Below are 18,579 nucleotides of genomic sequence, written 5' to 3' on the forward strand. Positions count from 1 at the left end.
AATAACTCTGTTTTAACTGGAACCGCTCTAGGCGGCGCGCATCATCGGCATCCGGTTGCTGTTGGCAGCAACTACCGCGGTGTGCTTCAGGCGCGTGTCGTTCAGTTCATGGATGACGCGCAGAAAGGTGCCGCCGGAAACGCCTGGCACAATGCGGAACGTGACCATGCTTTCCAGAAAGGGTGGTTCGCTTTCCCGCATCCGGTAGCTGATCTCCTTGCCGGGCTTGCAGGATGTTGGCTCCGGATCGGCCAACGCCTCGGATGGAAGCCAGTTTTCGCGAAACTCCGGAATGCTGATCGCACGCCACACTTTCTGCGGCGTGGCATCCAACTCATATTCCTGTTCAATGCCTTTCACGCGTGGTTCTTCCTGCCGGTCGGTCATTGGTCCATATCCTTCAGCAAGGTTTTGAGAGCGTCGATACGTTCCGGCCAGTAGGCGCGATATTTCGCAAGCCAGTTAGCAATGAGGGTCAGCCCGTTCGGATCGACTTCGTAATTGACGAAGCGCCCCTCACGCTCCTCACGCACCAGCCCGGCGCCGCGCAACACGGCCAGATGCTGCGACATGGCTGGCTGGCTGATCTCCATGCCCGCCCGCAGCGCACTGGCATTCATGCTGCCCGATGCCAGCTTCTCGAAAATCATCCGGCGGGTCGGGTCGGCAAGCGCCCTGAATATATCGTTGAATATATCGTTCTCATTCATGAAAATACATAAGCATACACTTATGTGATTCGCAAGAGCCTATCTGTCAAAGTTGCTTCGATTAATCCGAAGAATGAAACTGCGTGGTAAAGACACCCCCGCTAATTTCCTGCGCCAGTGAGGGAGCAAGTTGCAGAGGCGTACATTTTTCGACGGCTTCGATAGCAGCGTTCAAAAATGCCGCTTTTGCATTGTCATCCCCTAGAACGTTGATCGCGGTAGCGCGGGGCGGCCCCATCAAGCTTCCGTCACGCCTAAAACTGAAGCTGAGGGTAACGCTGGATTTGATAATATCTGGCGGTGGGGACCAGCAGGTGTGCAACTCACTGCGGACCTCACTCATCGTTTCCAGTTTTTTTGCCTGAACGACACCTGCTGCGATCACCGTCACGGCTGCTAACAGACAAGCGGATATGCCCGATCTATTCATCACGATCCTCCATCGCGAGTGTGTACTCCAATTTTAGGACGGTCTCATAAGGGCACAAACCCAAACAACCGGGGGCAAGCTTCAAGGAGGGCGAACGCGTATGAGGCTCAATAGTGGTGATCGGTCCGATCAGAAAAATTCAATTGTCCTTGGATGATTGAGGTTTATTTTCCCGCCAATGACCGAGACCTCCCTAGAGATGACCAAGCCCGCATCCCCACAACATCGCACTGCCGTCCGCTATGCTTTCGGCGGTTTTCTGGCTATGGCCGCAGCCATGGGGATCGGGCGTTTCATCTATACACCGATCCTGCCGGGAATGATGGCCGATATCGGCTTCACTGCCGCCGATGCAGGCTTTATCGCATCGGCAAATTATATCGGCTATCTGCTGGGGGCAGTCGTTGCCGGTTATGGATGGTCCGCGGGCATCGAGCGGAAAAGCGTGATTGCGGGCCTGATCATCAGCGGATTGCTGTGCGCTGCCATGGCGCTTTTTGACGGTGTCTGGCTGTTCTCCATCATCCGCTTTGCGGCGGGTTTCATCAGTGCGGTGACGATGATCCTCTGCACGGCAATCGTGCTGAGCCATGTCACGGCGGCGGAAAGAGCGGGGCTTGGAGCCCTGCATTTCGGCGGTGTCGGCAGTGGTATTGCACTCTCTGCCGTTCTTGTGGCGCTGATCCGTTTTGCCGGGCTTGACTGGCGTGCCGACTGGATCGGCGCTGCGGTTCTGACCATCGTCATGGTTGTTCTGGTTGGCGCTTTCGTCAGGGAAGGGCCGGTTGGCGGAAACAGTGGCACGCGTGAACCGCCGCTCCCCAAGAGCTTCGCCTTCAACGCACTGGCGCTGGCCTATGGCATTTTCGGCTTTGGCTACGTGATCACGGCAACGTTCCTGATTGCAATCGTGCGCGCGACCGATAGCGGCCCGCTGATGGAAGCGGCTGTGTGGGTGGTGACCGGCCTGACGGCTGCGCCCTCGATCTGGCTGTGGGCACCGGCTGCCAGGAAATTCGGCCTTTTCAATGCATTTGCCCTGACGGCCATTTTGGAGGCTGTCGGCGTTGCCGCGAGCGTGGTTCTGGCTCCGCCGCTCGGGCCTCTGGTGGGCGGCGCGCTTCTGGGCATCACTTTCATGGCATTGACGGCGTTTGGATTGCAGATCGCCCGTACACTCGCACCGGCTTCGCCAAAACGCGCTTTGGCGCGGATGACGGTCTGCTTCAGCATTGGCCAGATCATCGGCCCGCTGGTGGCTGGCTTCATGGCGCAGCGTTCCGGTTCGTTTACTTCGGCAAGTCTGGCCGCAGCGTTCTCGCTGGTCGTCGTCGCGGTGTTTGGCATCATGGCAGGACGCGTCGTCAGAACATCGGGCTGAAACCTTACAGGAATTTAACTGGTAAAGGCGCGAGAACCGGCTTCATATGCGGAAAATTCCTCACGAAGTTGGACTGAAATTCAGTGTTTGTGTCGTTCTTTCCCCGCCCGAAATTGTTCTTCTGGTCCGCGCTCGTCTGGAGCCTGCTTGCGGTGCTTGGCTGGTATGAAGGAGGGGAAAGGCTGGGTGCCATATTCGGCCTGCCACCCCTGGCGCAAGACGCAGCGCCGATTATCGGTGCGAGCCTGTTCTGGTCGGCGCCGTTTCTCTGGTTCTATATATATTTCGCGGTGGCGACATTCGCCTTCTATCTTTTCTGGGCTTGGTTTTCACCGCACCCGTGGCAACGCTGGTCCATACTTGGATCGGCACTGATCCTGTTCACTACCTATTTCGGCGTGCAGGTCAGCGTTGCGGTCAATGCCTGGTATGGGCCGTTCTACGATCTGGTTCAAAAGGCACTCACATCGCCCGGAGCCGTCAGCGCCTCCGACTTTTACTGGGGCATGGTCACATTTGCCGAAATAGCCTTTATCGGTGTGACTGTCGGTGTTCTGAGCCTGTTTTTCGTCAGCCACTATATCTTCCGCTGGCGTTCGGCGATGAATGAATACTACGTCAGTCATTGGCCGAAACTGCGTTCCATCGAAGGTGCGGCACAGCGCGTGCAGGAAGACACGATGCGCTTTTCCACGACGCTGGAACAGCTTGGTGTCAGCCTCGTCAAATCGGTGATGACGCTGATCGCCTTTCTGCCGGTCCTGTTCAGTTTTTCGGAAAAGGTCAGCGAGCTGCCGGTGGTTGGCATGGTGCCGCATGCCCTGGTCGTTGCGGCGGTCTTCTGGGCTGCTTTCGGCACCGGATTTCTGGCGCTGGTCGGTATCAAGCTGCCGGGGCTGGAGTTCAACAATCAGCGTGTCGAAGCGGCCTACCGCAAGGAACTGGTCTATGGCGAAGATCACGCGGATCGCGCGGAACCGATCACGCTCGGCGAACTGTTTCGCAATGTCCGGCACAATTATTTCCGGCTCTATTTCCACTATGTCTATTTCAACGTCGCCCGCATTTTCTATATTCAGGCCGATAATATTTTCCCGACGCTGATCCTTGTTCCGTCGATTGTGGCTGGCAAGCTGACGCTTGGCCTGATGAACCAGATCACGAATGTCTTTTCGCAGGTGCAGGGATCGTTCCAGTATCTCGTCAACTCATGGACGACGATCATCGAATTGCTGTCGATCTACAAGCGTCTGAGAGCTTTCGAGGCGGTTATCCGCGGCGAGCCGCTGCCGTCGCTCGATCAGGCAAATCTTGATGCAACGCCTTCAGCTTAAGGGGACGATTACGACCTGTTCTGGCTTGCATGGACGGCATCCTTGTCGAGACTGTCCAGATAATCGCTGTAGGTTGTGCATTTGACGTCGGGCTTGGTGCAGACTTCCGTCACGAGCCGCTCCATGGCGCGCCAATAGGCGCCATCATTCATCAGCACGAAATGGAAGCCGAGCTGGAGCGGAATGCGCTCGCCGGTATATTGCTTGTCGAATGCCGTGCGGAAAGCTTTATAGGCCCGGTCTTCGAAAGCTGCCGATTGCTGTGGCGCCTCCTGGCCCTTCGAGTGACGGACATAAAGATTATAGTCCATTGCCACGATAGGGCGTTGCGACGGGCCTTCCGGAACAAGCGGCAATCCAAATGAAGCAAACTGACCGGCAAGGGTTGGCTCTTCTGGGCCACGCGTGATGGACGATGCCTGATAGCGAAAACCGTTTGCCTTGAGCGCATCTTGCACCGGCTTCGATGCGGCGAGATAGGGCGCGCGAAACCCGTCGATGCCCTTCAGCGCAAGATCACGCCAGCCTTCCGGCTCGCCACTGATGCCATTATTCTTGTAGGCGTCAGCGGTAATGCGGCGGAACTCCTTGATTTCCTTGTCCCAGTCGGCGGCCGACCAATCAGTGCCGTCAAAATGACCGCAGCCATGGCTGGCGATCTCGTTGCCTTCCAGATGGGCCTGCCAGATATTGCCAAGGCGGGCGACAACTTCGTCGCGGCCGAGCGCAAAGCCGACATTGGACGAACCGGCCCGCTTATGGGGCGGCTTGTAATCGCGCCGGTCCTGTTTGGTCATCAGGAAGACGCAGGAAAGGAAATAGGTGAAATGGGCGTTGTTTTTCTTCGCCAGCTCGCGCGAGCGGGTCCATAGTGCATTGTCATGTGCGCCATCGAAGGAAATCAGCACATATTGCGGCTTTGTGGATACCGGTTCCGCCTGTGCGGCACAGGTAGCCAGAACCAGGGCGGACAAAAGAAAAGGGCGGGGGGACAGGATGCGCATGGACCACGAAACGAGGGGGGAAGAGGAATAGTTCCAGAAATTCCGTTGCTAGTTCTTGAATAAGGCTATTGTCGGACCGAAATGCACTTTGTGACACGTGTTTCGGCTTATTTCGCTGACGGGTCTTACATATGGCGCGAAATGCGACTAAAAGCGCCAGAACGAACAAATACGAACATCAATTTGGCTTTAGTGGCAGGTCCATGGCAGACGACAGTTTCATTCGCGAGGTAAACGAGGAAATCCGTTCGGAACGGGCAAAGCAGATCTGGCGGAATTTCGGTCCGCTGTTGATCGGCGGCGCTGTGGCCATTGTTCTGGGAACAGCTGGCTGGGTCGGCTATCAGCACTGGGTCGACAGCAAGGCTTCCGCTTCCGGTGACAAGTTCCTCGCCGCACTGGACCTCGCCTCGGAAGGCAAAAACGACGAAGCGCTGACCGCGCTCGACGATCTGGAAAAGACCGGCTACGGCTCCTATCCGGTGCTGGCGCGTCTTCGCGCCGCGTCGGTTATCGCTGACAAGGGCGATGCAGCCGGTGCCGTGAAGGCGTTCGATGAGGTTGCTGCCGATAACGCCGTGCCTGCACCGCTTCGCGATGTCGCGCGCCTGCGTGCCGGTTATCTGCTGGTCGACAGCGGTTCCTATGACGACGTCGCCAAGCACGTCGAGACGCTTTCCGCAGACGGCAATCCTATGCGTTCAAGCGCACGGGAAGCGTTGGGTCTGGCTGCCTGGAAGGCTGAGCGTTTCGATGATGCGGTCAAACTGTTCCAGCAAATTGCCAATGACAGCCTTGCTCCGGCCAATATCCGCCAGCGTTCCAATACGATGCTCGATCTGATGCGCAGCGCTGGTGTCAACGTGCCTGACGCGCAAAGCACATAATAAAACAAGCGCATCCCGAAAAGTGCGAAGCGGTTTTCGGACAAGATGCGCGTCAAGATAAATAAATAGAGCGGTTCCACGTTTCGGTTGAAAGCGGAACCGCTCTGGTTTCTGGAGTTATCTTCTCCCATGGGTTTCACAGTCGCCATCGTCGGGCGTCCCAATGTCGGCAAGTCCACGCTGTTCAATCGCCTCGTCGGCCGCAAGCTGGCGCTGGTCGATGACCTGCCGGGCGTCACGCGCGACCGGCGCATCCACGATGCCAAGCTCTACGATCTGAAGTTTCAGGTCATCGATACGGCAGGTCTTGAAGAAGCTGCCAATGACAGCCTGGAAGCGCGCATGCGCGCCCAGACCGAGGCTGCCATCCAGGAAGCCGACGTGATCCTGTTCGTCGTTGACGCCAAGAACGGCCTGACGCCGACCGACAGCACCTTTGCCGAAGTGGTGCGCCGTTCCGGCAAGCCGGTCGTGCTGGTCGCCAACAAGGCGGAAGCGCGCGGCGCGCAATCCGGCATGTATGACGCTTTCCAGCTTGGCCTTGGCGAACCGTGCCCGATCTCTGCCGAACACGGTCAGGGCATGCCAGACCTGCGTGACGCCATTGTCGAGCTTCTGGGCGAAGAGCGCGTCTTCGCCGACGAGAAGGAAGAGGAAGTTGCCGACGAGGTTTTCACGCCGAAGGCTGTCGGTGAACTGATCGGCGATGACATCGAAGACCCGGATGAAGAAGAAATCCCGGCCTATGATGCGACCAAGCCGCTGCGGATCGCCATTGTCGGCCGACCCAACGCTGGCAAGTCGACGCTCATTAACACGATGCTCGGTGAAGACCGCCTGCTGACCGGACCGGAAGCAGGCATCACCCGTGACTCGATCTCGGTAGATTGGGAATGGCGTGGCCGCAAGATCAAGCTGTTTGACACGGCCGGTTTGCGCCGCAAGTCGCGCGTGCAGGAAAAGCTCGAAAAGCTTTCGGTTGCTGACGGCCTGCGTGCGATCCGTTTTGCGGAAGTCGTCATCATCGTGCTCGATGCGACGATCCCGTTTGAAAAGCAGGATCTGCAGATTGCCGATCTCATCATCCGTGAAGGCCGGGCACCGATCATCGCATTCAACAAATGGGATCTGATCGAGGACCGCCAGATGGTTCTGGCCGATCTTTACGAAAAGACGGCCCGCCTGCTGCCACAGGTGCGCGGGCTTCGCGCCGTGCCGATTTCCGGCGAGCGCGGACAGGGTATCGACAAGCTCATGGAGAATGTCGTCAAGACCCACGAAATCTGGAACCGCCGCGTTTCGACCGGACGTCTCAATCGCTGGCTGGCTGGCGTCATCGCGCACCAGCCGCCACCGGCAGTTTCTGGCCGCCGCCTGAAGGTAAAATATATGACGCAGGTGAAAACCCGTCCGCCGGGCTTCGTCGTGTCCTGCTCGCGTCCCGATGCGATGCCGCAATCCTATGTGCGCTATCTCATCAACGGCCTGCGTGAGACTTTCGATATGCCGGGTGTGCCGATAAGGCTTTCATTGCGCACCTCGGACAATCCGTTCGCAGGCCGCGCGAAGAAAAAGAAATAAGCTGACACACAAAAAGCCCGGAGCGATCCGGGCTTTTTGCTTTTCGATTCTCACGAGACGCTGTTTGCGGCCTCGGCGATCAATCCGGCGACCTCGTCGGGTCTTGATGCAAGCGAGGCATGACTTGCATCCAGTGTGATGGTCTTGCGCGGGTTCATGCGTTCGGCCATTCGCTTCTGGTTTTCCGGCGCGATCATGTGGTCCTGGCTCGATATCTGATACCAGGTTGGCTTCTTCTTCCAGGCCGGTGCTGTGATCGTGTCACCAAATGTATTGGCGATGGGCGCCTTCTGCGTGATTGCCATGACCAGAGCTTCGTCGGCGCTCAAATCCTGGCAGAAGCTTTCGTGAAACTTATCGTATTTGATCCAGAGATATCCATCGCTGTCGGGAGCCAGATTGGGGAATGCCGCAGGTGGATGTTCCTGACTGATGCCGCCGGGGCTTTCGCCTGCATCTGGTGCAAAGGCAGCAATGTAAACCAGCCCCACCACATTTGGCAGATCACCTGCCTGTGTGATGACCGCACCACCATAGGAATGCCCGACCAGAAGTACCGGCCCCTCCTGCTGTACGGTCATCTTGCGCAAACGCTCGGCATCGTCGGCAAGCGACGTCAGAGGCATCTCCACGTCTCTTATCTTGTCATGTCCCATTCGGGAAAGTGCGAGGATGGCCTTGCTCCAATGGGCTGCCCCTCCCCAGAAACCATGCGCAAGTACGATAGTTGGTTTTGTGCTCATGAGACGGTTTCCTAATTGACGTTGATGCCAAGTCCGGCAATCGAGAATTAGGGCGTCAGTCCTGCATGAAAATAAGCTATTACTAATATATTTGGAGGCAGAGATTGCAGACTTCCGGCGTGATGCCGGAAGTTGCGTTTGGTATAGGTTCTGCCCTTAGGTTTTTGGCAGCACAAATTCGACACGCCGGTTCTGTGCCCGTCCGTCGGGATTGTCCTTGCCCTTGATTTCATTGGGTGCGACAGGTTCGCTTTCGCCATGCCCTTCCGGTTTCAGTCGTGCCGATTGAACGCCATTATTGACGAGAAATTTGGTGACCGCATCGGCGCGGCTTTTTGACAGCTTATCGTTGTAGCTGTCGGCCCCTTTGGAATCCGTATGGCCCACCACACGGACTGCGGAATCCGGCATGCTTTCCAATATTTTGGCAATATCGGTCAGCGTCGCCTTGGCCTTGCTGGTCAGTTTGGCGCTGTCGAAATCGAACAGAATATCGCTTGTCACGGAAAGAACGATGCTGTCCTCGGTTTCCCGCATGGTGATATTGCCGCTCTTCTCGACAATTTCCTGTGCCGCACCGGACAGGCCACGCGCCTTGCCATCGGTGCTGCCCGATGCCGAAACCAGATCGCGGATTTCGGGCACAAGATCACGAATATAAGCGCTGTTGTCTGCGCTTGTATTCTGCGCGGTCGCGACGGATGGCAGGCAAAGCACGGCGAGGCCGAGAGCGATGCAGCCTTTGATCTGATTGGTCATGGCCAGCCCCTATTCGGCGGGAACAGCAAAAGGCCCGAGCGGCTCGACCCCCTTGATATAGAGCGTCACCTTCTGGCCCTTCGGTGGCGCGGGAAAGACGCCATGCCAGACGCCCACAACATGGCCATTGCCGAAAAGAGAAACCGATGCCGGAGCAAGCGGCTTGCCTTCGGAGTCTTTCAGAAGAAGATATTTCTTGTCGCCTGCGAGAAGATAATAGTCATTCTCGTAATCTTTGTCCGACAACGCGGTATAAAGCGTTGTCGAAACGCTGCCGCCTTCCTTGGCATTGATGAAACGGACCTTGACGGTCAGCTTGTCGCCATCTGCCACGACGCCGCTCACCTCTGCGGTGGCTTGACCGCTGCTGTGATAGCCACTTGCTATCGGCTGATTGGCTGTCTCCTGAGCATTTGCAGCGTGGGGCAGCGCACTGGTCGAAAGGAGGACAGTGGCAAGAACCGTACGTGAGAGAAACGCCATGAGTATCGCTTTCATTTGTTGGGTAACCTTGAGCATAGCGAAGCCGGATCGAAAACATCCGGGCATTGCGAAGGCGGTGAAAACAAATAAGCGGAGCAATTCAGGGGATATGAGTGAAAGACGAACCACTCCAGATGCGGCGGTGAAACCTAACAGGCAGAAGAAGGAGGTCATGTAAACTTTGGAAACACGCATTAACATTTGCGCGACCGGAAATTTTTCTCATCTGGACCGCGATGATCGCGATCGTGATCATAACCAGCATTTAATTTGGTAATTTCAGGTTGAGCTTGGCTTGCGCGGCTGCTAATTCGCCCGCTCTCCGGTTTTCTCCAAAGAAGGTGTAGTGATGACGAAGGCTGATCAGAGCCGTTTTGACGGCGTGACATTGGGCATCGACTTCGGCACGACGAACACCGTTCTGTCCGTGGCTGCACCCGATGGAACCACGGTCGTCCTGAGCGTGCCGAAGGATGGCGTGGATATTACCGGCTACCGCTCGATCCTTTGCTTCTGGCAAGATCGCGAAACCGGCGAGCGCACCGTTGAAAGCGGACCTTGGGCGATGGACGCGTTCGTCAACGCGCCGCATTCCACGCGCATGCTGCAATCGTTCAAGACATTCGCGGCATCGAAATCCTTCACCGATACGCCGGTTTTCGGCAAGCGGTTCAAGTTCGAGGATATTCTGGCGACCTTCCTCGAAACGGTCGCCGCGCGGCTTGGCGATCGCCTGCCACCAAAGGGCAATCGCGTGGTTATTGGCAGGCCGGTGATCTTTGCGGGCGCTTCGCCGGATGAAGCGCTGGCCATGCAGCGCTATGAGAAGGCGTTCCGGGCGTTCGGCTTCACCGATATTCACTACGTCTATGAGCCGGTTGCCGCGGCTTATTTCTATGCGCAGGAACTGAATGCAGCATCCACCGTTCTGGTGGCCGACTTCGGCGGCGGTACGAGCGACTTTTCCATCGTGCGCTTCGAAGTGGGCAAGAATGGCCTCAGCTTCACGCCGCTCAGCCAGACAGGTCTGGGCATTGCAGGCGATACATTCGACTATCGCATCATCGACAATGCCGTTTCGCCGCTGCTTGGAAAGGGTACGGAATACCAGTCCTTCGGCAAAAGGCTGACCATACCGAACCATTATTATGCAAATTTTGCGCGCTGGAACACGCTGTTCCTGATGAACTCTCCAGCGACCATTCGCGATCTGGACGAACTGGCCCGGCAAGCGGTCGATCCAAAGCCCCTCGAACATTTCATCAACCTGATCGAGAACGATTACGGCTATGAAATCTATCGCGCCGTTTCAGACCTGAAGGTAAGGCTTTCATCGCAGCGCATGTCGGAACTGCACTTTAAAGCCGACGATTTCGAAATCCGCTCCGACATCACGCGCAACGATTTCGAAAACTGGATCGCTGACGATGTGCGCCAGATTGAACAGTCGGTGCAGCAGGCGGTGGATAAAGCGGAGCTGGAAACCTCGTCTATCGACCGTGTTTTCCTCACCGGCGGCACATCTTTCGTACCGGTCATCCGCACGGTGTTTGAAAACCGCTTTCCCGACGCCGTGGTGACGAGCTCGAACCAGTTCGATTCCATCGCCAACGGCCTGGCATTGATCGGGCAGAGCGCGGATATCGAACGCTGGTCAGTAAAATAGTAAGCATTGCCCGAATAGGTTTCCGTTCAAAACATGGAGATCATCGTGTCAATCAGCACTTTTGAAACTTTCTCTGAACGCTTGCGTCAGAACAGCCAGCCATTCTGGTCGCAAGCCGTCGGCCATCGGCTCGTCGGTGAAATCTATACGGGCACGGTCGCACCTGATGTCATGACGCGCTATCTGGTGCAGGATCATCGCTTTATCGACTGCTTTCTGTCACTGCTGGGTGGAACGCTGGTCAATTGCGACAGGATGGAAGCCAAGCTGACATTGGGCCGTTTCATCGGCATGATCAGCAGCGATGAAAACTCCTATTTCGAACGCTCCTTTGCGAAACTCGCAGTCGCTGACGCCGAGCGTTTCGATACACCTGATGCGACGCCAACCGCTGCATTCAAGGAACTGATGCTGGAAGCTGCGCGTTCAGGCTCCTATGCGGTCTGCCTGTCGGTGCTGACCGTTGCCGAATGGCTTTATCTCGACTGGGCTGAAAAAGCGCCAAAGCCTCTGCCTGACGATTTTGTTTTCGCGGAATGGATCGTGCTGCATGACAATCCATACTTCGTGGAATTTGTCGGTTTCCTGCGCTCGGAACTCGATAGGGTCGGCCCGGCAGCGGCAGAACAATGCCAGCAGTTCTTCCGGCGAGCGGTCGAACTGGAAAAGGCATTCTTCGATGCCGCCTATGAGAGCCGGAACTGATCAGTTGCTGGCGGCGGGGAAGGGGCAGTTGCTGTCGCCTTCCTCGCATTTGAGATATTTCTTGAGGTCGCTGACGCGCTCCGCCGTCAGGTCGGACAGGCAGATCGAATAGGCCATGCCGGAAATACTGCCGCCGCCAACCGTCTGCATGTCGCATTCGGCGTCGCGAAAGGCGATCCATGTCCGTTGCGACTGAACCAGTTTTTTCTTCAGGTCCGCATCGTCGGCGCGGCGCTGCAAGGTCTTGAAGATCTTGTTCAGCTCGCCATCCGATTTCTTGTAGGCTTTGCCATAGCATTCATTGAGTGCGGACTGCGAACTGGCGTTCTGGCAGTCGTCGGCTTGCGCTGTGGCAATGATTGCAAAAGCACTGAACGCCACCCCGATAACCCCGATTTTCAAAACCTGCATAAATTTCCTCCCCGAAAATTTGACGATACTATCTTCATCACAAATAGAACGTTTGTCATTAAAGAAAAGATGACGCCAGGAGCATTTCCACTTTAAATAAAATGGAAGTGTCGGGAGTGCTATATTGTATTTGTTTTTCACGCATCTTGGTCTGATCGAAGCAGGATCAGAAATCAATCCACTGGACTGATTTCCCTGTGCAGCCAGGCGTTTCACATTTTTCGGGACGCACTCTAATCCTCGAAGCGGCTAGACCCATCGCGGTCGCGCCCATAACCCTTCATGTCCGGGAATGACGGCAGCCAGGATTCGCGGCGAATGGTCCAGAGTTCATAGGTCGGCTTGAACTGGTCCGGTGCGTCGAGTGAGCCGAGATTGATTTCGACTTCATCCGCGCTGCGCCCGAAAACAGGCGACCCGCAACGCGGACAGAAAAATCGTCCCGCATAGTCACGGGTCTCTCCCTCGACCGTAACCGCAGCTTCGGGAAATATCGCTGAAGCGTGAAACAGGGCTCCATGGTGCTTGCGACAGTCGAGGCAGTGACAGATACCGACCCGATATGGTTGTCCCGTTGCTTCAAAGCGGACATTGCCGCACAGGCATCCACCCGTAACCTTGTCCATGATGCACCTCCTCACTACAGCAATTCGGTTTTCGCAAAGCTGAAACTGCTTAAACCCGGCATTAACCATATTCGTTCATGGTTAACGCGCTGCTGATAATGACTGTATTCGCCAGAGCTGCAAGCGTGTCCTGCACCCAGTGGGCAAGGTTAATACTTCGTTATCACCGCATCAGTTTAGTCAGTGTGAGTGGAGTGTGCGGTGCGTCTTGTATCTTTACGAGCGCTGTTTGGTCGAAGGAAGGCCGTTGCCGAGCCGGTGTGGCATTACCCTGTCACGGGCTATTGCCCGGAAGAGGGGCGCTATTACGCCGTAAGGGCAAAGCCACGCCAGACAGTTCATAAACCGCACCGTCTGGTGCCGCTGGTTCTGGCGGCCATGACTTATCTTTTCAATTCCAATGCGATTGCCTTTCAGGATATGGCGAGCCTGGTGCCGTCGGCCGATCTGGGATCGCATCGCTGGACTGCCTTTGTTGCCAAGGCACCGGTCGGCTCCGTACATCAGGCCGAAATGCCGTTCGTGGATGCAACGACGGTAACGGGCAGCATCGCAACCAACGGTATCGAAGTGCCGGGCATCGGTCGTGTTGCGCTGTCCGGGGGTAAAAAGACGGCCAAGCTCGGCCCGGACGATCCGAACCCGGACGAAAACCGCATCAATCGCTCCGACAAGACGGGCCGCCTCGTCTCGGTGAAGCCTAAGGCGCCCGCCAAAGCCTTCACTGCCGGCAGCATGTTCGACAAGATCAGCATGATCACGCGTCCGCCGGAAAAGACGGACGCGAAAATGGCCTTCTCTAACAAATTGGAGGGCAAGGAAGTCGCCATCACCATGGCGTTCCATGCGGTCAAACCGCCGAAGCCGCGCTCCGAAATGCCGACCCAGCTCGCCAAGCTCATTACCAATGACCAGCCGGATGCGCTGGCCCTTGGTTATGCGCCTGCGACGCCGGACTATGGCAAGACATCGCCCTTTGAAAGCATTTTGAAGCCCCAGCCGGACGAAGGCCGCTTCGTGCCACCGATCGGTGAGAAGGACCACGAATGGGCGGCTACGCCACTGCCGCCTTCTGCTTTCAGCAAGAGCGAACAGAAGTGCCTTGCCGAGGCTGTCTATTATGAAGCGCGCGGCGAAACGGTGAAGGGGCAGGTTGCCGTCGCCCAGGTCGTCCTCAACCGCGTGCGCAACCCGGCCTATCCGGGATCGATCTGCGGTGTGGTCTACCAGAATCGCGACTGGCTCAATGCCTGCCAGTTTTCCTTTGCCTGCGACGGCCAGAAGCACCGCGTGACCGAAATGCCGCAATGGCGCATGGCGCAGCTGGTGGCAAAGACCGTCTCTGCCGGTCAGATATGGCTGCCGGAAGTTGGCTCCGCCACCCATTATCATGCGACCTATGTTCGTCCGTTCTGGGCCCCGACCATGAAGAAGGTCGCCAAGATCGGTCTCCACATCTTCTATCGCACCTATGGCGGCGGATGGAGCTGATTGCTCCTTCTCGCGGCAATAGAGGGATTGGCCGATTTCAAGTCACGTTTTTGTTAGCGGACTAAAAGGTCGAACAGGCGCATAAGGCCGACTTTCCTCCTGTCTTGAATACGGCATGACCATCCGAAATCGATTCCGTTTTTTTAGCCAATAATGTGGCCAATCTGATCCTTTGGTCGGAAAATGAGTCGCACTAATATCTAAGTAATTGAGATTGCTTGATAAAAAACCTTTTGGAGCAATGCCTGCACCGCCTTGACTAGCGGGCGGCGTGTCAATATGTTGCGCGCAACTTGGAAATGGGATTGAAATCCTCGTATTTCTTGAAAAAAGGAGCTGCCAATGGCGCGCGGGACTGAACCCGGAAAGCCATCCGGTGCGATCAAGAATGCGAAGAACGAACCCGGTTCCGGGGAGCTGGATCAGCGTTTGAACCGCCTGGAGGCCGAACTGGCCAAGAAGGGTGTGCTCAAGCAGCCGGCTTCCGAGGATGAGCGATCGGCGACTGCAAGCTCGGTCGCGCAGGCCATGAAGATTTCCAGCGAGTTTATCGCAGGGGTTCTGGTCGGTGCGCTGATTGGCTGGTTTATCGATCGTGTCGCTGGCACGTCGCCCTGGGGATTGATCGTATTTCTCCTTCTGGGCTTCGGTGCGGGCGTCCTCAACGTGCTTCGTTCCGCTGGATATGTTGCCGAACAGGCTAACATTAAATCTAGCTCGGAAAAGAACGACAAGAAATAGGACTTGACGGGCTTCACGGTAAAGTTCGTTCAAGTGTAAGTGAACAAGTGGGCCTTCTGGTCCGAGACTGAAGCGCCTTCGGGCAGACCAAATCGCCTTCGGGCAGGCCAAATTGCCTTCGGGCAGGGAAGACAGACGAGGTTAAGGTGGCGAACGATCCGATCCATCAGTTTCAGGTTTCCCGGTGGATTCCCATCGATGTAGGCGGTGTGGACCTTTCGTTCACGAACGTTTCGGCCTTCATGGTCGCAACCGTCGTGGTCGCTTCGGGCTTCCTTTATCTGACGTCTTCGGGCCGCGGCCTGATCCCGACCCGTCTTCAGTCGGTGTCGGAAATGGCTTACGAATTCGTGGCCACCAGCCTGCGGGATTCAGCAGGGTCGAAGGGCATGAAGTTCTTCCCCTTCGTCTTCTCGCTCTTCATGTTCGTTCTGGTCGCAAATTTCCTCGGTCTCTTCCCGTATTTCTATACGGTTACGAGCCAGATCATCGTGACCTTCGCGCTTGCGGTTCTGGTCATCGGTACGGTCATTGTCTACGGTTTCTTCAAGCACGGTCTCGGCTTCCTCAAGCTGTTCGTGCCGAGCGGTGTTCCCGGCATCATCGTACCGCTGGTTGTCGCCATCGAAATCATCTCGTTCCTGTCGCGTCCGATCAGCCTCTCGGTTCGTCTCTTTGCGAACATGCTTGCTGGCCATATCACGCTCAAGGTTTTTGCGGGCTTCGTTGTCTCGCTGGCCGCACTTGGGCCCATCGGTATCGGCGGCGCTGTCCTGCCGCTGATCATGACGGTGGCGATCACCGCACTCGAATTCCTCGTAGCCTTCCTGCAGGCTTACGTGTTTACCGTTCTCACCTGCATGTACATCAACGACGCAGTACATCCGGGACACTGAGTTCAAGCCGGCGGGCGACCGCCAGAACTGAAATCCGCGCTTATATTCAATCCAGAAGGAGCTTAACATGGAAGCGGAAGCAGCAAAGTACATCGGCGCCGGTCTCGCCTGTTTCGGTATGGCCGGTACGGCTCTCGGCCTCGGCAATATCTTTGGCCAATACCTCTCCGGCGCTCTGCGCAACCCGTCCGCTGCTGACAGCCAGTTCGGCCGTCTGGTGTTCGGTTTCGCCGTTACGGAAGCTCTGGGCATCTTCTCGCTGCTCATCGCGCTTCTGCTCCTCTTCGCCGTCTAATCAACGGTTGCAAGGAACTGGCTGGCCGCGATCTGTATCTTGAAATGCAGCGCGGCTGGCCTTTGCATATGACGTCTGAGTAAGGCATGATCCCTCTCCATCTGGATCAGATCGTGCTGGATTAAAGGGGAAATCTGGATGTTCGTGTCCACGGCGTTTGCCCAAACCGCCACCGAATCGCAACCGGCACCTGCTGCTGGCGAGCACGGCGCAGCCGATGCTGTGCACACCGAAACCGGGGTCGCCAACGATGCCGGACACGGCAGCGGCGTATTCCCGCCGTTTGATTCCACCCATTACGCATCGCAGATCCTTTGGCTCGCGATCACCTTCGGGCTTTTCTATCTGTTCATGTCGCGCGTGGTTCTGCCGCGCATCGGCGGCGTGATCGAAACCCGTCGCGACCGTATCGCTCAGGATCTCGAGCAGGCAGCCCGCCTCAAGCAGGATGCCGACAATGCTATTGCTGCTTACGAGCAGGAACTGACCCAGGCCCGCACCAAGGCTGCTTCGATCGCCGAAGCTGCTCGTGAAAAGGGCAAGGGCGAAGCCGACGCAGAACGCGCTACGGCCGAAGCAGCACTTGAAGGCAAGCTCAAGGAAGCTGAAGAACGTATCGCCGCGATCAAGGCCAAGGCCATGAACGACGTCGGCAACATTGCCGAGGAAACCACGGCAGAGATCGTCGAACAGCTTCTGGGCACCAAGGCCGACAAGGCTTCGGTAACAGCAGCCGTCAAGGCTTCGAACGCCTGAGGAGAGGACAATGGACGCTACATTTTGGGCACTGATTGGCCTCATTATCTTTCTGGCAATCCTGGCTTACCTGAAGGTTCCGGGTATGGTCGGTCGTTCGCTCGATGAGCGCGCTGACCGCATCAAGAACGAACTGGAAGAAGCCCGCACGCTTCGTGAAGAGGCCCAGCAGCTGCTGGCCGAATATCATCGCAAGCGCAAGGAAGCCGAAAAGGAAGCAGGCGACATCGTTGCTTCCGCCGAGCGTGAAGCCAAGGCACTTCTCGAAGACGCCAAGCGCGCGACGGAAGAATATGTTGCACGCCGCAACAAGCTTGCCGAGCAGAAGATCGCAACGGCTGAAGTCGATGCCATCAACGCAGTTCGCGCTTCGGCGGTCGATCTGGCAGTTGCTGCAGCTGGCAAGATCGTTGCCGACAAGGTCGACACGAAGGTCGCAGGCAACCTGTTCAAGGATGCTCTGTCGCAGGTCAAGTCGAACCTGAACTAATCCCGGCTTATACAGTTTTCTAGAAAACGCCGCCTCGAAAGGGCGGCGTTTTTGTTTTCCGGGTTGAGAAATCGATTTCGATACAGTCCGATCAGCGGCTGGCTGCCATGCCACCCAATTTGTGAAACAACGGTCGATATTCCTCCAAAGCAAGGTCATCCAGTGCGCAGGCTTCCTCTGGCATGAACCACCGCAGTTCCGTGTGTCCCCGGTCGCGAATGGCAGGGCGACCGTCCCAGGCGGTGACGGTAAAGAGGTGGAATGACGCTGCCGGACTTGCGATCTCTATAGTGGTGAGGAACGAAAACGAGTGAAGCGTTAGTCCGAGCTCCTCTTGGATTTCCCGTTGGAGTGCGCGTTCAAAACTCTCTCCTGCTTCAACATGACCGCCCGGAAAGCTCCAACGGTTTGGATAGGCGCGGCGATCCGGACTGCGACGGCCCAGAAGAACGCCCTGAGAGCCGACAAGAACTGCATTGACAATATCCGGCATGATGGTGCTTCGATGGTGCGAGGTGAGGTCAGTCCTTGAGGCCCGTGAGATGGGCGAGCGGCAGCTCTCCCTGTGACTTGACCGTCTGGATGGCGAAGTTGCTCCGAATGTCGATCACGCCGGGAAGTCGCAGCAGCGTGCCGGTTAGAAAGCGCTCATAGGATGCGAGATCAGGCACCACCACCTGCAGCAGAAAGTCGGATTCTCCCGACACGAGATGGCATGAAAAGACCTCCGGCAGATTCTGCACGGAGGTGCGAAACGCCGTCGCGGTTTCCTCGTGATGGCGCTCCACCCGGATGCCCACGAAAACAGTCAATCCAAGCCCGACCGCATTTCGATCCAGCGCTGCATGATAGCCTTGAATGACGCCTGCCTTTTCGAGCATCTTGACGCGCCGCAGGCACGGAGAGGGCGACAGACCAATTTTCTCCGCCAATTGCACATTGGAGAGCCGCGCATCGTCCTGGAGTGCGGTCAGTATTTTGCGGTCGATAGCGTCCAGTTTCAGTGTTGGCATAATCCGACAATCATAGTTGTTATGTTGGCAGAATGTACCACAAAGCCGTAACATTGCGCCACAAATCGCAAGGACATGCGCATCCATCTCCGCATAGTTTCGACCATGCAGCTGCTTCGCATAGCGGACCGGCCGGCACTCTCTTTTTTCGCATTAGCCTACGCAAAACTGCTTCGC

Annotated in this window: 23 protein-coding genes; 12 read left to right on the forward strand and 11 right to left on the reverse strand. The window is 56.6% G+C overall.

What is annotated here, in order from left to right; translation table 11 throughout:
• Nucleotides 1-27 precede the first annotated feature (27 nt).
• From KWJ32_RS08525 to KWJ32_RS08535, 3 genes are all read right to left on the reverse strand, one after another.
• Nucleotides 28-387, reverse strand: coding sequence for a hypothetical protein (locus KWJ32_RS08525; protein ID WP_040129846.1), 360 nt, complete (start codon nt 385-387; stop codon nt 28-30).
• Complete coding sequence (locus KWJ32_RS08530; RefSeq protein WP_010658305.1) at nt 384-710, reverse strand: metalloregulator ArsR/SmtB family transcription factor; 327 nt, start codon at nt 708-710, stop codon at nt 384-386. The genes KWJ32_RS08525 and KWJ32_RS08530 overlap by 4 nt, the downstream gene beginning before the upstream one ends.
• Nucleotides 711-771: 61 nt before the next feature.
• Nucleotides 772-1,140: a hypothetical protein gene (locus KWJ32_RS08535; RefSeq protein ID WP_040129844.1), complete on the reverse strand. Its 369-nt coding sequence runs from the start codon at nt 1,138-1,140 to the stop codon at nt 772-774.
• A gap of 199 nt (nt 1,141-1,339) precedes the next feature.
• Between KWJ32_RS08535 and KWJ32_RS08540 the strand changes: the two genes are divergently transcribed.
• Both KWJ32_RS08540 and sbmA read left to right on the forward strand, forming a co-directional pair.
• Nucleotides 1,340-2,521, forward strand: a complete 1,182-nt coding sequence (locus KWJ32_RS08540; protein ID WP_256885967.1) for a YbfB/YjiJ family MFS transporter — start codon at nt 1,340-1,342, stop codon at nt 2,519-2,521.
• Nucleotides 2,522-2,604: 83 nt separating this feature from the next.
• Nucleotides 2,605-3,855 (forward strand): peptide antibiotic transporter SbmA, encoded by a 1,251-nt coding sequence (gene sbmA, locus KWJ32_RS08545; RefSeq protein WP_256885968.1) that lies wholly within the window; start codon nt 2,605-2,607, stop codon nt 3,853-3,855.
• An 8-nt stretch (nt 3,856-3,863) separates the two neighbouring features.
• Here sbmA and KWJ32_RS08550 read toward each other — a convergent pair whose 3' ends face one another.
• A complete protein-coding gene (locus KWJ32_RS08550) occupies nt 3,864-4,859 on the reverse strand; it encodes a polysaccharide deacetylase (RefSeq protein ID WP_125300590.1) in 996 nt (331 codons plus the stop codon).
• 203 nt (nt 4,860-5,062) lie between these two features.
• Between KWJ32_RS08550 and KWJ32_RS08555 the strand changes: the two genes are divergently transcribed.
• Nucleotides 5,063-5,746, forward strand: coding sequence for a tetratricopeptide repeat protein (locus KWJ32_RS08555; protein ID WP_010658310.1), 684 nt, complete (start codon nt 5,063-5,065; stop codon nt 5,744-5,746).
• A gap of 129 nt (nt 5,747-5,875) precedes the next feature.
• Nucleotides 5,876-7,327 (forward strand): ribosome biogenesis GTPase Der, encoded by a 1,452-nt coding sequence (der, locus tag KWJ32_RS08560; protein WP_010658311.1) that lies wholly within the window; start codon nt 5,876-5,878, stop codon nt 7,325-7,327.
• A 50-nt stretch (nt 7,328-7,377) separates the two neighbouring features.
• Here the strand turns inward: der and KWJ32_RS08565 are convergent, their stop codons facing one another.
• The 3 genes from KWJ32_RS08565 to KWJ32_RS08575 all read right to left on the reverse strand — a co-directional run bounded on the left by KWJ32_RS08565 (nt 7,378) and on the right by KWJ32_RS08575 (nt 9,327).
• A complete protein-coding gene (locus KWJ32_RS08565; protein WP_125303307.1) occupies nt 7,378-8,070 on the reverse strand; it encodes an alpha/beta hydrolase in 693 nt (230 codons plus the stop codon).
• Nucleotides 8,071-8,226: 156 nt separating this feature from the next.
• Nucleotides 8,227-8,829: an OmpA family protein gene (locus KWJ32_RS08570; RefSeq protein WP_040129838.1), complete on the reverse strand. Its 603-nt coding sequence runs from the start codon at nt 8,827-8,829 to the stop codon at nt 8,227-8,229.
• Nucleotides 8,830-8,838: 9 nt separating this feature from the next.
• Nucleotides 8,839-9,327: a hypothetical protein gene (locus tag KWJ32_RS08575; protein WP_012090775.1), complete on the reverse strand. Its 489-nt coding sequence runs from the start codon at nt 9,325-9,327 to the stop codon at nt 8,839-8,841.
• A 334-nt stretch (nt 9,328-9,661) separates the two neighbouring features.
• On the opposite strand from KWJ32_RS08575, the gene KWJ32_RS08580 reads away from it, so the two are divergent.
• On the forward strand, nt 9,662-10,978 hold the full coding sequence (locus tag KWJ32_RS08580; protein ID WP_010658315.1) for an Hsp70 family protein: 1,317 nt from the start codon (nt 9,662-9,664) through the stop codon (nt 10,976-10,978).
• A gap of 33 nt (nt 10,979-11,011) precedes the next feature.
• Complete coding sequence (locus tag KWJ32_RS08585) at nt 11,012-11,683, forward strand: TenA family protein (RefSeq protein WP_125303304.1); 672 nt, start codon at nt 11,012-11,014, stop codon at nt 11,681-11,683.
• Here KWJ32_RS08585 and KWJ32_RS08590 read toward each other — a convergent pair whose 3' ends face one another.
• Complete coding sequence (locus KWJ32_RS08590) at nt 11,684-12,094, reverse strand: lysozyme inhibitor LprI family protein (protein WP_010658317.1); 411 nt, start codon at nt 12,092-12,094, stop codon at nt 11,684-11,686. It abuts the gene before it with no gap.
• A 233-nt stretch (nt 12,095-12,327) separates the two neighbouring features.
• Nucleotides 12,328-12,720, reverse strand: coding sequence for a GFA family protein (locus KWJ32_RS08595; protein WP_151615827.1), 393 nt, complete (start codon nt 12,718-12,720; stop codon nt 12,328-12,330).
• Between the two features lie 201 nt (nt 12,721-12,921).
• Between KWJ32_RS08595 and KWJ32_RS08600 the strand changes: the two genes are divergently transcribed.
• The 6 genes from KWJ32_RS08600 to KWJ32_RS08625 all read left to right on the forward strand — a co-directional run bounded on the left by KWJ32_RS08600 (nt 12,922) and on the right by KWJ32_RS08625 (nt 17,389).
• Nucleotides 12,922-14,211: a cell wall hydrolase gene (locus KWJ32_RS08600; protein WP_256885969.1), complete on the forward strand. Its 1,290-nt coding sequence runs from the start codon at nt 12,922-12,924 to the stop codon at nt 14,209-14,211.
• Nucleotides 14,212-14,553: 342 nt separating this feature from the next.
• Nucleotides 14,554-14,952, forward strand: coding sequence for an AtpZ/AtpI family protein (locus tag KWJ32_RS08605; RefSeq protein ID WP_040129827.1), 399 nt, complete (start codon nt 14,554-14,556; stop codon nt 14,950-14,952).
• A gap of 146 nt (nt 14,953-15,098) precedes the next feature.
• Nucleotides 15,099-15,848, forward strand: a complete 750-nt coding sequence (locus KWJ32_RS08610) for a F0F1 ATP synthase subunit A (protein ID WP_010658321.1) — start codon at nt 15,099-15,101, stop codon at nt 15,846-15,848.
• A gap of 67 nt (nt 15,849-15,915) precedes the next feature.
• Nucleotides 15,916-16,143: a F0F1 ATP synthase subunit C gene (locus KWJ32_RS08615; protein WP_002963544.1), complete on the forward strand. Its 228-nt coding sequence runs from the start codon at nt 15,916-15,918 to the stop codon at nt 16,141-16,143.
• A gap of 138 nt (nt 16,144-16,281) precedes the next feature.
• Complete coding sequence (locus tag KWJ32_RS08620; protein ID WP_010658322.1) at nt 16,282-16,899, forward strand: F0F1 ATP synthase subunit B; 618 nt, start codon at nt 16,282-16,284, stop codon at nt 16,897-16,899.
• A 10-nt stretch (nt 16,900-16,909) separates the two neighbouring features.
• The gene (locus tag KWJ32_RS08625; RefSeq protein WP_010658323.1) at nt 16,910-17,389 is read left to right on the forward strand and encodes a F0F1 ATP synthase subunit B; all 480 of its coding nucleotides are present in this window, start codon (nt 16,910-16,912) and stop codon (nt 17,387-17,389) included.
• A gap of 91 nt (nt 17,390-17,480) precedes the next feature.
• Here the strand turns inward: KWJ32_RS08625 and KWJ32_RS08630 are convergent, their stop codons facing one another.
• On the reverse strand, nt 17,481-17,882 hold the full coding sequence (locus KWJ32_RS08630; RefSeq protein ID WP_125301897.1) for an NUDIX domain-containing protein: 402 nt from the start codon (nt 17,880-17,882) through the stop codon (nt 17,481-17,483).
• A 28-nt stretch (nt 17,883-17,910) separates the two neighbouring features.
• On the reverse strand, nt 17,911-18,402 hold the full coding sequence (locus KWJ32_RS08635) for an Lrp/AsnC family transcriptional regulator (protein ID WP_125301894.1): 492 nt from the start codon (nt 18,400-18,402) through the stop codon (nt 17,911-17,913).
• Nucleotides 18,403-18,579 lie beyond the last annotated feature (177 nt).

This window comes from Ochrobactrum sp. BTU2 (assembly GCF_024539785.1).
Taxonomy (GTDB): domain Bacteria; phylum Pseudomonadota; class Alphaproteobacteria; order Rhizobiales; family Rhizobiaceae; genus Brucella; species Brucella anthropi.